25 protein-coding genes are annotated in these 14,321 nt (G+C 34.5%); all 25 read left to right on the top strand.

Annotated elements, in window-relative coordinates; genetic code table 11:
• Nucleotides 1–137 precede the first annotated feature (137 nt).
• Nucleotides 138–512 carry a 30S ribosomal protein S12 gene (gene rpsL, locus Q0998_RS13790; RefSeq protein ID WP_018943587.1) on the top strand — a complete coding sequence of 125 codons (375 nt, stop codon included), beginning with the start codon at nt 138–140 and terminating at the stop codon, nt 510–512.
• A gap of 115 nt (nt 513–627) precedes the next feature.
• Nucleotides 628–1,107: a 30S ribosomal protein S7 gene (gene rpsG, locus Q0998_RS13795; protein ID WP_208079957.1), complete on the top strand. Its 480-nt coding sequence runs from the start codon at nt 628–630 to the stop codon at nt 1,105–1,107.
• Nucleotides 1,108–1,112: 5 nt separating this feature from the next.
• The gene (fusA, locus tag Q0998_RS13800) at nt 1,113–3,230 is read left to right on the top strand and encodes an elongation factor G (protein WP_299670738.1); all 2,118 of its coding nucleotides are present in this window, start codon (nt 1,113–1,115) and stop codon (nt 3,228–3,230) included.
• Between the two features lie 18 nt (nt 3,231–3,248).
• A complete protein-coding gene (rpsJ, locus tag Q0998_RS13805; protein ID WP_075342599.1) occupies nt 3,249–3,554 on the top strand; it encodes a 30S ribosomal protein S10 in 306 nt (101 codons plus the stop codon).
• 416 nt (nt 3,555–3,970) lie between these two features.
• Nucleotides 3,971–4,588, top strand: coding sequence for a 50S ribosomal protein L3 (rplC, locus tag Q0998_RS13810; protein WP_299670740.1), 618 nt, complete (start codon nt 3,971–3,973; stop codon nt 4,586–4,588).
• The gene (gene rplD, locus Q0998_RS13815; RefSeq protein ID WP_299670742.1) at nt 4,588–5,217 is read left to right on the top strand and encodes a 50S ribosomal protein L4; all 630 of its coding nucleotides are present in this window, start codon (nt 4,588–4,590) and stop codon (nt 5,215–5,217) included. Before rplC ends, rplD begins: the two co-directional genes overlap by 1 nt.
• Before the next feature lie 9 nt (nt 5,218–5,226).
• Complete coding sequence (rplW, locus tag Q0998_RS13820; protein ID WP_299670744.1) at nt 5,227–5,517, top strand: 50S ribosomal protein L23; 291 nt, start codon at nt 5,227–5,229, stop codon at nt 5,515–5,517.
• A 9-nt stretch (nt 5,518–5,526) separates the two neighbouring features.
• Nucleotides 5,527–6,351 (top strand): 50S ribosomal protein L2, encoded by an 825-nt coding sequence (gene rplB, locus Q0998_RS13825; protein ID WP_299670746.1) that lies wholly within the window; start codon nt 5,527–5,529, stop codon nt 6,349–6,351.
• Between the two features lie 6 nt (nt 6,352–6,357).
• A complete protein-coding gene (rpsS, locus tag Q0998_RS13830) occupies nt 6,358–6,636 on the top strand; it encodes a 30S ribosomal protein S19 (protein ID WP_015482224.1) in 279 nt (92 codons plus the stop codon).
• Between the two features lie 6 nt (nt 6,637–6,642).
• A complete protein-coding gene (gene rplV, locus Q0998_RS13835) occupies nt 6,643–7,047 on the top strand; it encodes a 50S ribosomal protein L22 (protein WP_299670748.1) in 405 nt (134 codons plus the stop codon).
• A gap of 11 nt (nt 7,048–7,058) precedes the next feature.
• Complete coding sequence (gene rpsC, locus Q0998_RS13840; protein WP_299670750.1) at nt 7,059–7,787, top strand: 30S ribosomal protein S3; 729 nt, start codon at nt 7,059–7,061, stop codon at nt 7,785–7,787.
• 22 nt (nt 7,788–7,809) lie between these two features.
• Nucleotides 7,810–8,241: a 50S ribosomal protein L16 gene (gene rplP / locus Q0998_RS13845; RefSeq protein WP_088354716.1), complete on the top strand. Its 432-nt coding sequence runs from the start codon at nt 7,810–7,812 to the stop codon at nt 8,239–8,241.
• 11 nt (nt 8,242–8,252) lie between these two features.
• Complete coding sequence (gene rpmC / locus Q0998_RS13850; RefSeq protein ID WP_299670753.1) at nt 8,253–8,444, top strand: 50S ribosomal protein L29; 192 nt, start codon at nt 8,253–8,255, stop codon at nt 8,442–8,444.
• Between the two features lie 20 nt (nt 8,445–8,464).
• Nucleotides 8,465–8,722, top strand: a complete 258-nt coding sequence (gene rpsQ / locus Q0998_RS13855) for a 30S ribosomal protein S17 (protein ID WP_018943599.1) — start codon at nt 8,465–8,467, stop codon at nt 8,720–8,722.
• Between the two features lies 1 nt (nt 8,723).
• Nucleotides 8,724–9,092, top strand: coding sequence for a 50S ribosomal protein L14 (rplN, locus tag Q0998_RS13860; RefSeq protein WP_299670755.1), 369 nt, complete (start codon nt 8,724–8,726; stop codon nt 9,090–9,092).
• 11 nt (nt 9,093–9,103) lie between these two features.
• The gene (gene rplX / locus Q0998_RS13865; RefSeq protein ID WP_299670757.1) at nt 9,104–9,406 is read left to right on the top strand and encodes a 50S ribosomal protein L24; all 303 of its coding nucleotides are present in this window, start codon (nt 9,104–9,106) and stop codon (nt 9,404–9,406) included.
• Between the two features lie 8 nt (nt 9,407–9,414).
• Nucleotides 9,415–9,966 carry a 50S ribosomal protein L5 gene (rplE, locus tag Q0998_RS13870; RefSeq protein ID WP_299670759.1) on the top strand — a complete coding sequence of 184 codons (552 nt, stop codon included), beginning with the start codon at nt 9,415–9,417 and terminating at the stop codon, nt 9,964–9,966.
• A gap of 3 nt (nt 9,967–9,969) precedes the next feature.
• On the top strand, nt 9,970–10,239 hold the full coding sequence (gene rpsN / locus Q0998_RS13875) for a 30S ribosomal protein S14 (RefSeq protein ID WP_299670761.1): 270 nt from the start codon (nt 9,970–9,972) through the stop codon (nt 10,237–10,239).
• Between the two features lie 161 nt (nt 10,240–10,400).
• Nucleotides 10,401–10,799, top strand: a complete 399-nt coding sequence (rpsH, locus tag Q0998_RS13880) for a 30S ribosomal protein S8 (protein ID WP_299670763.1) — start codon at nt 10,401–10,403, stop codon at nt 10,797–10,799.
• 10 nt (nt 10,800–10,809) lie between these two features.
• Nucleotides 10,810–11,355 (top strand): 50S ribosomal protein L6, encoded by a 546-nt coding sequence (rplF, locus tag Q0998_RS13885; RefSeq protein ID WP_299670765.1) that lies wholly within the window; start codon nt 10,810–10,812, stop codon nt 11,353–11,355.
• A 96-nt stretch (nt 11,356–11,451) separates the two neighbouring features.
• A complete protein-coding gene (gene rplR / locus Q0998_RS13890; protein WP_299670766.1) occupies nt 11,452–11,802 on the top strand; it encodes a 50S ribosomal protein L18 in 351 nt (116 codons plus the stop codon).
• A gap of 3 nt (nt 11,803–11,805) precedes the next feature.
• Nucleotides 11,806–12,330, top strand: coding sequence for a 30S ribosomal protein S5 (rpsE, locus tag Q0998_RS13895; protein ID WP_299670819.1), 525 nt, complete (start codon nt 11,806–11,808; stop codon nt 12,328–12,330).
• Nucleotides 12,331–12,341: 11 nt separating this feature from the next.
• Nucleotides 12,342–12,524 carry a 50S ribosomal protein L30 gene (gene rpmD, locus Q0998_RS13900; RefSeq protein WP_299670768.1) on the top strand — a complete coding sequence of 61 codons (183 nt, stop codon included), beginning with the start codon at nt 12,342–12,344 and terminating at the stop codon, nt 12,522–12,524.
• A gap of 13 nt (nt 12,525–12,537) precedes the next feature.
• Complete coding sequence (rplO, locus tag Q0998_RS13905) at nt 12,538–12,987, top strand: 50S ribosomal protein L15 (RefSeq protein ID WP_299670770.1); 450 nt, start codon at nt 12,538–12,540, stop codon at nt 12,985–12,987.
• An 11-nt stretch (nt 12,988–12,998) separates the two neighbouring features.
• Nucleotides 12,999–14,321, top strand: a complete 1,323-nt coding sequence (gene secY, locus Q0998_RS13910; protein WP_299670772.1) for a preprotein translocase subunit SecY — start codon at nt 12,999–13,001, stop codon at nt 14,319–14,321.

Below are 14,321 nucleotides of genomic sequence, written 5' to 3' on the forward strand. Positions count from 1 at the left end.
AAAGGTTTATAAATAAAAATGCATTTTTGAAAAAATAACTTACTGATATTTGTATAATTATAAAATAGTTGTACATTTGCAAACCCTTAAAATAGGGTAAAAGTTTAATTATAAACGAAAAACAGGAATTATATAGTATGCCAACTATTCAACAATTAGTTCGTAAAGGAAGAACCAAAATAACTAAGAAGAGTAAATCGGCTGCTTTGTCGTCTTGTCCTCAAAGACGTGGAGTTTGTACACGTGTTTATACTACAACACCAAAGAAACCTAATTCAGCAATGCGTAAAGTTGCAAGAGTTAGATTGACAAATGGTAATGAGATAAACGCATACATTCCAGGTGAAGGACATAACTTACAGGAGCACTCGATAGTATTAGTTAGAGGTGGAAGGGTAAAAGATTTGCCAGGAGTTAAATATCACGTAGTACGTGGTGCATTAGATACTGCAGGAGTTGAGGGTAGAACCCAACGTAGGTCTAAGTATGGAGCAAAACGCCCAAAGAAGTAAAAAAGTTAGAAGGTAAAAGTTAGAGGTTAGAAGTTTGAAGTAGAAACACAGAGGGCTAATAATTAATAATGAATAGCTAAATAACTTAATTAATTAACTTTTTTAATGTAAAGACATGAGAAAAAGAGCAGCAAAAAAAAGAGTCTTATTACCAGATCCAAAATTTAACGATCAGCTAGTAACACGTTTTGTGAATAACTTAATGTGGAGTGGTAAGAAGTCTGTAGCGTTCAAAGTGTTTTATGATGCGTTAGACATCGTAGAAGAAAGAAAAGGAGAAGACGAAGAAAAGTCGGCTTTAGAAATTTGGAAAGATGGTTTGTCAAATGTAATGCCTCACGTAGAAGTAAGATCTCGTCGTGTGGGTGGTGCAACATTCCAAATTCCAATGCAAATTAGACCAGATCGTAAAGTATCTATGGCTATTAAATGGATGATTTTGTACACTCGTAAGAGAAACGAAAAAACCATGGCACAGCGTTTAGCTGCCGAAATCTTAGCTGCGGCTAAAGAAGAAGGAGCAGCAGTTAAAAAGCGTACAGATACTCATAAGATGGCAGAAGCTAACAAAGCATTCTCTCACTTTAGATTTTAATAGAAATGGCTAGAGATTTAAGATATACAAGAAATATTGGTATTGCAGCACATATTGATGCTGGTAAAACCACAACTACAGAACGTGTTTTGTATTATACAGGAGTTTCTCATAAGATTGGAGAAGTTCATGATGGTGCAGCAACAATGGACTGGATGGAGCAAGAGCAAGAAAGAGGTATTACAATTACTTCTGCGGCAACTACATGTACTTGGCAATTTCCAATGGAAAATGCGCAAGTGCTTCCAGATACTAAAGATTACCATTTTAATATTATTGACACTCCAGGTCACGTAGATTTTACTGTTGAAGTAAACAGATCTTTACGTGTATTGGATGGGTTAGTTTTCTTGTTTTCAGCTGTTGATGGTGTTGAGCCTCAATCTGAAACAAACTGGAGACTAGCAGATAATTACAAAGTGCCAAGAATTGGATTCGTAAATAAAATGGACCGTCAAGGATCTGATTTTATGATGGTTTGCAAGCAGGTAAAAGAAATGTTAGGTTCTAATGCAGTGCCTATTGTTTTAAATATTGGTGATGAAGAAAACTTCAAAGGTATTGTAGATCTGGTTAAAAATAGAGCTATTGTATGGCATGAAGAAGGAATGGGTTCAACATTTGATGTTGTTGATATTCCTGAAGAATTAAAAGAAGAAGCAAAGATTCTTCGTGGCAAACTTATTGAAGAAGTTGCTGCATATGATGAAGATTTGTTAGAAAAATATATGGAAGATGAAGATTCTATCACAGAAGATGAAGTGCATGCTGCACTGAGAGCTGCTGTAATGGATATGTCTATCATTCCTATGATTTGTGGTTCTGCATTTAAAAATAAAGGTGTTCAGTTTCTTTTAGATGCTGTATGTCGTTATTTACCTTCTCCAATGGATAAAGAAGGTATTGTTGGGACAAATCCTGATACAGGCGAAGAAGAACTACGTAAGCCAGATGTAAAAGAACCTTTTGCAGCTTTGGCCTTTAAAATTGCTACAGATCCTTTTGTAGGGCGTTTGGCATTCTTTAGAGCATATTCTGGTCGTTTAGATGCAGGTTCTTATGTGTTGAATAACCGTTCAGGTAAAAAAGAACGTATTTCACGTATTTATCAAATGCATGCGAACAAGCAAAACGCTATTGATTATATTGAAGCTGGAGATATTGGTGCTGCTGTTGGATTTAAATCTATCAAAACAGGAGATACGTTAACCGCTGAAAAGCATCCAATCGTTTTAGAATCTATGGATTTTCCAGATCCAGTAATTGGTATTGCTGTGGAGCCTAAAACAAAAGCTGATGTTGATAAATTAGGGATCGGTTTAGGTAAGTTAGCTGAAGAAGATCCTACGTTTACAGTACGTTCAGATGAAGCTTCAGGGCAGACTATTATTTCTGGAATGGGTGAATTACACTTAGATGTAATTGTAGACCGTTTAAGACGTGAGTTTAAAGTAGAAGTAAATCAAGGGCAACCTCAAGTAGAATATAAAGAAGCAATTACAGCGGAAGCAGAGCATAGAGAAATCTATAAGAAACAATCTGGTGGTCGTGGTAAGTTTGCAGATATCGTATTTACTATTGGTCCAGCCGATGAAGGTGTTCAAGGTTTACAATTTGCATCAACTATTAAGGGTGGAAACGTTCCTAGAGAATTTGTTCCTTCTGTAGAGAAAGGTTTTAGAGAAGCTATGAATAACGGTCCTTTGGCAGGTTATGAAATGGATTCGATGAAAGTAACATTAAGAGACGGTTCTTTCCACGCAGTGGATTCTGATGCTTTGTCTTTTGAATTAGCTGCAAAAATGGGTTATAAAGCTTCTGCAAAATCTGCAAAAGCAAAAATAATGGAACCATTAATGAAGTTAGAAGTGTTAACTCCTGAAGCAAACATGGGAGATATTGTTGGAGATTTGAACAGAAGAAGAGGGCAAGTAAATGACATGTCAGATAGAGCAGGATCTAAAGTAGTAAAAGCAATCGTTCCATTATCGGAAATGTTTGGTTATGTTACAGCATTAAGAACCATGTCTTCTGGTAGAGCAACTTCTACCATGGAATTTTCTCACTATGCAGAAACTCCATCAAATATTTCTGAAGAAGTAATTGCAAAAGCAAAAGGGTAACCTACTAAATAATACAAGATGAGTCAAAAAATTAGAATAAAATTAAAGTCTTACGATTACAATTTAGTAGATAAATCTGCTGAAAAAATAGTAAAGACGGTAAAAAGTACTGGAGCTGTAGTAAACGGACCAATACCATTGCCAACACATAAAAAGATTTTTACCGTATTGCGTTCACCGCACGTAAACAAAAAATCTAGAGAGCAATTTCAATTATCTGCTTACAAAAGATTATTAGACATTTATAGTTCTTCTTCGAAAACTATTGATGCTTTAATGAAATTGGAGTTACCAAGTGGTGTTGAAGTAGAAATAAAGGTTTAGTAAAACCTTTATTGAACATTCTTACGAAAGTGGGAATCTCAATAAAGAAGCATTATAAAACTATACTTTTTTTTAAAGTTCAAGTTGAATACATTCCGAACTTGTTTCGGAATCTCTAAAAAAAAAGCAAATAAATATTAACTTTCGGTTTCATTTTGTTAAACCGAAAGTTTTTTATACTTTTGCAACCCGAAATAGAGTAGGGTGAGGCTATTTTTTGATGAAAATTCAATAATAGTAACATGTCTGGAGCGTTTCGCAAAGGAAAAACGGAAAAACAAAATCAGCGCTGAATTTGTTTTGCGCTGTTTTTTTTAGCAGAAACTCAAAAGATAACAATGAAACAATGGTTTCAAAAAAATAAATATTAATATAGACGCGCTGGATAAACATCTATCGTCTTAAATTTTAACTAAATGTCTGGGTTAATAGGAAGAAAGATTGGAATGACCAGCTTATTTGATGAAAACGGGAAGAACATTCCTTGTACAGTAATCGAAGCAGGTCCTTGCGTTGTTACCCAAGTCAGAACCGAAGAGGTTGACGGCTACAATGCGTTGCAACTTGGTTTCGATGACAAAAAGGCGAAAAGTTCTAACAAATCGTTAGATGGTCACTTTAAAAAAGCTGGCACAATCGCTAAGAAAAAAGTCGTTGAATTTCAAGGGTTTGAAGAGGAGTATAAATTAGGAGATGCTATTACCGTAGAGCACTTTACTGAAGGAGAATTTGTTGATGTATCAGGTGTATCTAAAGGTAAAGGTTTTCAGGGTGTTGTAAAGCGTCATGGATTTGCTGGTGTAGGTCAAGCTACGCACGGTCAACATAACCGTTTAAGAGCTCCTGGTTCAATTGGTGCTGCATCGTATCCTGCAAGAGTATTCAAAGGAATGCGTATGGCAGGAAGAATGGGTGGAGATAAAGTGAAAGTACAAAACTTAAGAGTATTAAAAGTAGTTGCTGAAAAGAACTTACTTGTTGTTAAAGGAGCAGTTCCTGGACACAAAAATGCTTTTGTAACTATTCAGAAATAATGAAAGTAGCAGTTTTAGATATTACAGGAAAAGATACAGGTAGAAAAGTTGAACTTTCTAAAGATGTATTCGGTATAGAACCTAATGATCACGCTATTTATTTAGATGTTAAGCAGTATTTGGCAAATCAACGTCAAGGAACGCATAAAGCTAAAGAAAGAGCTGAAATTACAGGATCTACAAGGAAAATAAAAAAACAAAAAGGAACTGGTACTGCAAGAGCAGGTTCTATCAAGTCTGGTGTTTTTAGAGGTGGAGGACGTATGTTCGGACCAAGACCAAGAGATTATTCTTTTAAATTGAATAAAAACTTAAAGCGTTTGGCGCGTAAGTCTGCTTTAAGTATTCAAGCAAATGATAAAAATTTAGTAGTTGTTGAAGATTTCAATTTTGAAACTCCAAAGACTAAAAACTTTATCGACGTATTAAAAGCGTTTGATGTAGATACTAAAAAATCATTGTTTGTATTAAGTAGTGAAAATACGAATGTGTATTTGTCATCACGTAATTTAAAGAAATCTAAAGTGATCAAGGCTTCAGAATTAAATACTTATGGTGTGTTAAACGCTAATAAGATTATAATTACTGAGGGGTCTTTAGAAGATATAAACACAAATTTAAGCAAATAGGGATTCAAAATGAGTATTTTAATAAAACCTATTATTACGGAAAAAGCGACAAGCGATAGCGAATTATTTAATCGTTATACATTTGTTGTAGATAAAAAAGCGAATAAGTTAGAAATCAAAGATGCTGTTGAAACAGCTTACGGAGTTTCTATCTCTAGTGTGAAAACTTTAAACTACCCAATTCAAAGAAATACAAAGTTTACTAAAAAAGGTTTGGTAACTGGTATTAAGAGTGGGTACAAAAAAGCAATTGTACAAGTAGCAGAAGGAGAAAGTATTGATTTTTATAACAATCTTTAAGAGAAGAACATGTCAGTTAGAAAATTAAAACCAATAACACCAGGTCAGCGTTTTAGAGTTGTAAATGGGTTCGACACCATAACAACTGATAAGCCGGAGAAAAGTTTACTTGCTCCGAAAAAACGATCTGGAGGTCGAAACAATCAGGGAAGAATGACCACACGTAACATTGGTGGTGGTCATAAACAAAAATACCGTATTATCGATTTTAAAAGAGATAAGCAAGGTATTCCTGCAACAGTAAAAACTATAGAGTACGATCCAAATCGTACGGCATTTATTGCTTTACTAAGTTATGCTGATGGTGAAAAACGTTATGTGATTGCACAAAACGGTTTAAAAGTAGGTCAATCTATAATTTCAGGTAACGAAGCAACTCCAGAAATTGGAAACGCAATGACGTTAAGTGAAATTCCTTTAGGAACTACAATTTCTTGTATAGAATTACGTCCAGGTCAAGGTGCTGTTATGGCGCGTTCTGCTGGTTCTTTTGCTCAGTTAATGGCAAGAGACGGTAAATATGCAACGGTAAAGTTACCTTCTGGTGAAACAAGATTAATCTTGTTAACTTGTATGGCTACTATTGGAGTTGTATCTAATTCAGATCACCAATTACTAGTTTCTGGTAAAGCTGGTAGATCTAGATGGTTAGGTAGAAGACCAAGAGTAAATGCTGTTAGAATGAATCCTGTAGATCACCCAATGGGTGGTGGTGAAGGACGTGCTTCTGGAGGTCATCCAAGATCTAGAAACGGTATTCCTGCTAAAGGTTACAAGACAAGGTCTAAGACTAAAGCTAGTAATAAGTATATTTTAGAACGTAGAAAGAAATAATAAGTTATGGCAAGATCATTAAAAAAAGGACCTTACGTTCACTATAAATTAGAGAAAAAAGTGTTAGCTAATGTAGAAGCTGGTAACAAAACAGTAATCAAAACTTGGTCTAGAGCAAGTATGATTACACCAGATTTTGTAGGACAAACAATTGCTGTTCATAATGGCCGTCAGTTTGTACCAGTATATGTTACAGAAAACATGGTAGGGCACAAATTAGGCGAATTTTCACCAACGCGTTCTTTTAGAGGACATGCTGGTGCGAAAAATAAAGGTAAAAAATAGTAGGAAATGGGAGTTCGTAAAAAAAATATGGCAGATCAGTTAAAAGAAGCTAGAAAGCACCGTGCTTTTGCTAAGCTTACTAACTGTCCTACGTCACCAAGAAAAATGCGTTTAGTAGCGGATCAAGTAAGAGGAGTGGAAGTTGAAAAAGCTTTACAAATCTTAAAATTCAGTCCTAAAGAAGCATCTATCAACTTAGAAAAATTGTTATTGTCTGCAATTGCAAACTGGCAAGCTAAGAATGAAGATGCAAGTATAGAAGATGCTGGGTTATTTGTAAAAACTATTTATGTAGATAGCGCAGGAATGTTAAAAAGATTAAGACCAGCTCCACAAGGTCGTGCTCATAGAATTCGCAAGCGTTCTAATCACGTTACTTTAGAGTTAGGTAGTAAAAATTTAAGTAATTAATCAAAGTAGAAATGGGACAAAAAACTAATCCAATAGGAAATCGTTTAGGGATCATCAGAGGTTGGGAATCTAACTGGTACGGTGGTAATGACTACGGAGATAAAATTGCTGAAGATTATAAGATAAGAGAGTATATTCATGCTCGTTTATCTAAGGCAAGTGTTTCTCGTGTAATTATAGAGCGTACTTTAAAACTTGTAACCGTTACTATCACCACTGCACGTCCAGGTATCATTATTGGTAAAGGAGGTCAAGAGGTAGACAAGTTAAAAGAAGAGCTTAAAAAAATTACAGGAAAAGAAGTTCAAATTAATATTTTTGAAATCAAACGTCCAGAATTGGATGCTAGATTGGTAGCAACCAGTGTTGCACGTCAAATTGAAAATAGAATTTCTTACAAGAGAGCTATTAAAATGGCTATTCAAGCTACCATGCGTATGAATGCTGAAGGAATTAAAATTCAGATTTCAGGTCGTTTAAACGGCGCAGAAATGGCACGTTCAGAGCATTTTAAAGATGGTAGAATTCCGTTATCTACTTTTAGAGCAGATATCGATTATGCACTTGTTGAAGCGCACACTACTTATGGAAGATTAGGTATTAAAGTGTGGATTATGAAAGGTGAGGTATATGGTAAAAGAGAATTATCGCCATTAGTTGGTTTGTCTAAAAAACAATCTGGTGGTAATAAAGGTGGTGGAGATAGAGGAAAAAGACCGCAACCTCGTAGAAGAAAATAATTTTTAAAATTAGAAATTAAAAATGTTACAGCCAAAAAGAGTAAAATACCGTAAGGTACAGAAGGCGAAAGGAAATATGACAGGTATTTCTGGTAGAGGAAATCAACTTTCTAATGGAATGTTTGGTATTAAATCTATAGATCAAAACTTGTTAACTTCTCGTCAAATTGAAGCAGCTCGTATCGCGGCAACTCGTCATATGAAAAGAGAAGGTCAGTTGTGGATTAAAATATTTCCAGACAAGCCTATTACCAAAAAACCTTTAGAGGTTCGTATGGGTAAAGGTAAAGGAGCACCAGATCATTTTGTTGCAGTTATTAAGCCAGGTAGAATTTTGTTTGAAGTTGGTGGAGTGCCAATGAATGTTGCAAAAGAAGCTTTACGTTTAGCAGCTCAAAAACTTCCCGTAAGAACGAAGTTTGTAGTAGCAAGAGATTTTGATATTAACGCTTAATTCTAAATAGAATGAAACAATCAGAAATAAAAGAATTATCTATAGCAGATCTTAATGAGAAGCATGGAGCGTTGCAAAAAAATTATACCGATCTTAAGATGGCGCATGCAATAACTCCTTTGGAGAATCCATTGCAGTTGAGAAGCTTAAGAAGAACTGTAGCAAGAATTGCAACAGAATTAACAAAAAGAGAATTACAATAATTCTATAGTCAGTTTTAAAGATGGAAAAAAGAAATCTTAGAAAAGAGAGAATTGGTGTTGTTTCTAGTAACAAAATGGAAAAATCTATTGTTGTTGCAGAAACTAAAAGAGTAAAGCACCCAATGTACGGAAAGTTCGTATTAAAGACTAAGAAGTACGTTGCACACGACGAAAAGAATGATTGCAACGAAGGAGATACCGTTAGGATCATGGAAACAAGACCTATGAGTAAATCTAAACGTTGGAGATTAGTAGAAATCCTAGAAAGAGCTAAATAATATGTTACAGACAGAATCAAGATTAAAAGTAGCAGATAATACTGGAGCCAAAGAAGTTTTAGTAATTAGAGTTTTAGGAGGAACTAGAAAACGTTATGCAAGTATTGGAGACAAAATTGTTGTAACGGTAAAATCTGCAACTCCTAACGGATCGGTAAAGAAAGGTCAAGTATCTAGAGCCGTTGTTGTAAGAACTAAGAAAGAAGTTAGACGTAAAGATGGGTCTTACATCAGATTTGATGATAATGCTTGTGTGCTTTTAAATCCTACAGAGGAAATGAGGGGAACACGTGTATTTGGTCCTGTTGCTCGTGAACTTCGTGAGAAACAATTCATGAAAATAGTATCATTAGCACCTGAAGTGCTTTAAATTATCATAAAATGAAGAAGTTTAAAATAAAATCAGGAGATACTGTAAAAGTAATTGCAGGAGATCATAAAGGATCTGAAGGTAAAGTTTTACAAATCATCAAAGATAAAGACAGAGTATTAGTAGAAGGTGTAAACTTAGTTTCTAAGCACACCAAGCCAAGTGCTCAAAGTCCTCAAGGTGGTATTGTAAAGAAAGAAGCATCTCTTCACATCTCTAACGTAATGTTATTAGAAGAAGGGGTAGCTGTAAGAGTAGGTTATCAAGTTGATGGAGCATCTAAAACGAAGATCTCTAAAAAAACTAAAAAATAAGAATAATCATGAGTTACGTACCAAGATTAAAATCAGAATACAAAGAAAGAGTCGTAAAGGCGCTTACTGAAGAATTCAGTTATAAGAATGTAATGCAAGTGCCTAAATTAGAAAAGATTGTTGTTTCTAAAGGTGTTGGTGCTGCAATTGCAGATAAGAAGTTAATAGATTATGCTTTAGAAGAGTTGACTAAAATTACGGGTCAAAAGGCAATTTCTACAATGTCTAAGAAAGATGTTGCATCATTTAAATTACGTAAGGGAATGCCAATTGGTGTAAAGGTTACGTTAAGAGGTGATAAAATGTACGAATTTTTAGACAGATTAGTTACTGCTTCATTGCCTCGTGTTAGAGACTTTAACGGTATAAAAGCTAACGGATTTGATGGTAGAGGTAATTACAATTTAGGAATTACTGAACAAATCATTTACCCAGAAATAAATATTGATCAAGTGAAAAAAATCAATGGAATGGATATTACTTTTGTAACATCTGCAGACACTGATAAAGAAGCAAAATCATTATTAGGAGAATTAGGTTTACCATTCAAAAAAAATTAAGAAATGGCTAAAGAATCAATGAAAGCGCGTGAGCGCAAAAGAGAACGTACGGTTGCAAAATATGCTGAAAAGAGAAAAGCTTTAAAAGAAGCTGGAGACTATGAAGGTTTGCAGAAATTACCAAAGAATGCATCACCGGTTAGATTGCACAATAGATGTAAATTAACAGGGCGTCCAAAAGGATATATGCGTCAGTTTGGTTTGTCTCGTGTAACGTTTCGTGAAATGGCAAATCAAGGCTTGATACCAGGTGTTAGAAAAGCAAGTTGGTAGAAATTTGAAATAAAACTTAAATATAAAAATAGAATGTGTATCTTTGCACGCTCTATTTTTTTAAGTATAAGAGTATTAACTGATTATAGGTTCGGATATCACAGAGCAATCTGTAGGTACAATAGAGGTGTTTGAAAACCGTAATCGCAATATAAATAAATATGTATACAGATCCAATCGCGGATTTTCTTACCAGAGTAAGAAATGCCATCGCAGCAGGACACAGAGTAGTGGAAATTCCGGCTTCAAACTTGAAGAAGGAAATGACTAAAATTTTGTTTGATCAAGGATTTATTTTAAGTTACCAGTTCAATGACGATAAAGTTCAAGGAACTATTAAGATAGCTTTAAAATATGACAAGGAAACAAAAGAGTCAGTAATTAGAAAAATTCAACGAATTAGTACACCAGGTTTACGCAAGTATGTTGGGTCTACAGAGATGCCAAGAGTATTAAACGGTCTTGGAATTGCTATTGTTTCTACATCTAAAGGTGTAATGACAAATAAAAAAGCACGTCAAGATAATGTTGGAGGAGAAGTTTTATGTTACGTTTATTAATCTATAAGAAATGAGTAGAATAGGAAAAAATCCCGTTAGCATTTCACAAGGTGTAGATGTAAACATAAAAGACAATGTGGTAACCGTAAAAGGAAAATTGGGTGAGTTAACTCAAACTATTTCAAACGGAATTACAGTAAAGATTGAAGATGGTATTATCACTTTAGATAGAGCATCCGAAAGTAAAGACCATAAAGCACAACATGGTTTAATGAGAGCTTTGATCAATAACATGATTGAAGGTGTAAGTAAAGGTTGGACTAAGGAATTAGAATTGGTTGGTGTAGGTTATAGAGCCTCAAACCAAGGACAAAAATTAGATTTAGCTTTAGGTTTCTCTCATAATATTGTTTTAGAATTAGCTCCAGAAGTAAAAATTGAAACAGTATCTGAGAAAGGGAAAAACCCGATCATTAAATTATCTTCTTTTGACAAACAATTAGTGGGTCAAATTGCTGCAAAGATTCGTTCTTTCAGAGCTCCAGAACCTTACAAAGGTAAAGGTGTTAAGTTTGTTGGTGAAATATTAAGAAGAAAAGCAGGTAAATCTGCATAAAAAAAATATACGATTTAAGATGTTAGAAGTGCAAAGTCTTTTCAACAAGAATTTTAAATCTACTATTTTATATCTAAATATTTAAATATAGAAAATATGGCATTATCAAAGCTACAAAGAAGAGCTAGAATAAAGCGTAGAATCAGAAAGATTATTTCTGGTACTGCTACAAAACCAAGATTATCGGTTTATAGAAGTAATAAAGAAATTTACGCGCAACTAGTTGATGATGTAAACGGAGTAACATTAGCTTCCGTTTCATCTAGAGATAAAGAAATAAAAGCAGGTTCTAAAGTAGAAGCAGCTACAGCAGTTGGAAAAGCAATTGCAGAAAAAGGTGTTAAAGCGGGTATAGAAACAGTTGCTTTCGATAGAAATGGTTATTTATACCATGGTAGAGTTAAAGTATTAGCAGAAGCTGCAAGAGAAGCTGGTTTAAAATTTTAAGAAATTATGCAAGGTTATAAAAACGTAGAAAGAGTGAAGCCAAGCGGCTTAGAACTTGTAGATAAATTAGTTGGTGTACAACGTGTTACTAAAGTTACAAAAGGTGGTAGAGCATTCGGTTTCTCTGCAATTGTTGTTGTAGGAGATGGTAACGGTGTTGTTGGACATGGATTGGGGAAGTCGAAAGATGTTTCTTCAGCAATAGCAAAAGCTGTTGAAGATGCAAAAAAGAATTTAGTAAGAATACCAATTTTGGAAGGTACTTTACCTCATGAGCAAAAAGGTAAATTTGGTGGCGCAAAAGTGTTTATCAAACCTGCTTCTCCTGGTACAGGGGTTATTGCTGGTGGTGCAGTTCGTGCAGTATTAGAATCAGTTGGGATACATGATGTATTATCAAAATCTCAAGGTTCTTCTAACCCTCACAACGCGGTAAAAGCAACTTTTAATGCATTGTTACAATTGCGTAGTGCAGTTGCAGTTGCAAAACAAAGAGGTATATCTTTAGAAAAAGTATTTAACGGATAAATCTAAGAACGATGGCAAGAATTAAAGTTACACAAGTAAAAAGTCAAATCGGGCGTCTTCAGAATCAAAAGAGAACTTTAGAGGCATTAGGTTTACGTAAAATGCACCAAACTGTAGAACACGAGGCAACTCCTACAATTATTGGTATGGTAAATACAGTTAAACACTTAGTTTCTTTCGAAGAAATTAAATAAGATATTTAGAAAAATGAGTTTACATAATTTAACACCAGCAGAAGGTTCCATTAAAAAAGGAAAAAGAATTGCAAGAGGTGAAGGATCTGGAAAAGGTGGGACCGCTACAAGAGGTCACAACGGACAGAAATCTCGTTCTGGTTATTCTAAAAAGATTGGTTTTGAAGGAGGGCAAATGCCACTTCAAAGACGTGTACCTAAATTTGGTTTCACCAACATAAACCGTAAGGAATATCAAGGTATCAATTTAGAGAAGTTACAGTCTTTAGTAGATAGCGGAAAAATAACAGATACAGTTAATTTAGACATTTTAATTACAAATAGGTTGGCACGTAAAAACGACCTAATTAAAATCTTAGGAAACGGAGAATTAAAAGCTAAATTAAACATCACTGTACATAAATTTACTGCAACTGCAAAAGCGGCTATTGAAGCTGCCGGAGGAGAAGTAGTTACTTTATAAGAAACGTAAATATGAATTTTATTAATACGCTAAAAGACATTTTTAAGATTGAAGAATTAAAGAACAAAATTCTTCTTACAATCGGTTTAATTGCTGTGTATCGTTTTATGGCTGCTGTTCCATTACCTGGAATAGATCCATTACAACTTTCAGCATTAAAAGAAAGTACTTCAGGAGGTCTTTTAGGATTATTGAATGCATTTACGGGAGGGGCATTTGCTAGAGCGTCAGTAATGGCACTTGGTATTATGCCATATATTTCTGCATCTATTGTAGTTCAGTTAATGGGAATTGCGGTTCCTTATTTACAGAAGTTACAAAAAGATGGAGAAAGTGGACGTAAAAAAATTACGCAAATAACAAGATGGTTAACAATAGCAATTACATTGGTGCAAGCACCAACATATATTACAGCTATTAAAACTCAATTTGGTTTAGGTCCTGAAGCTTTTTTAGTTCCAGGCTTAACTTTTTGGATTTCATCTATTATCATTTTAACTGCGGGTACAATATTTGCAATGTGGTTAGGTGAGCGTATTACAGACAAAGGAGTTGGTAATGGAATATCCTTATTAATTACTGTGGGTATTATCGCAAACTTTCCAGCTGCATTTTTACAAGAATTTGTTGCAAAAACAACAAATGCTGGTGCAGGAGGAATTATGATGATTTTAATTGAAATAATCGTTTGGTTTGTAGTAATTTTATTAACTGTACTACTGGTAACCGCCGTTCGTAAGATCGCCGTACAATATGCTAGAAGAACAGTGGCAGGAAACATACAAAATGTTGCCGGCTCAAGAGATTATATTCCTTTGAAGTTAAATGCTGCAGGTGTAATGCCTATTATCTTTGCTCAAGCAATTATGTTTTTACCAGTTGCTTTGGCTCAAAGATTTCCAGCAATTGCAAGTTTGCAAGACATGAACGGTTTATGGTACAATGTTATTTTTGCATTGTTAATTATCATTTTTAGTTTTTTCTATACAGCAATTACAATTCCAACGAATAAAATGGCTGAAGATTTAAAACGAAGTGGTGGTTTTATACCGGGAATAAGACCTGGTAAAGACACAGCAGACAGATTAGATAGCGTATTGTCTAGAATCACGTTCCCAGGATCGTTGTTTTTAGCAGCCTTATCTATCTTACCAGCAATTGTAGTTCAATTTGGAGTACAACAAAGTTGGGCAATGTTTTACGGTGGTACATCATTAATCATTATGGTAGGTGTAGCAATTGACACTATACAACAAATTAACTCGTACTTATTAAACAGTCATTATGATGGTTTAATGAAAGCGGGAAATAGCAATAGAAAATCGATTAAATAA

Origin of the sequence: uncultured Polaribacter sp., assembly GCF_947501385.1 — a bacterium.
In the GTDB taxonomy this organism is placed as follows: domain Bacteria; phylum Bacteroidota; class Bacteroidia; order Flavobacteriales; family Flavobacteriaceae; genus Polaribacter.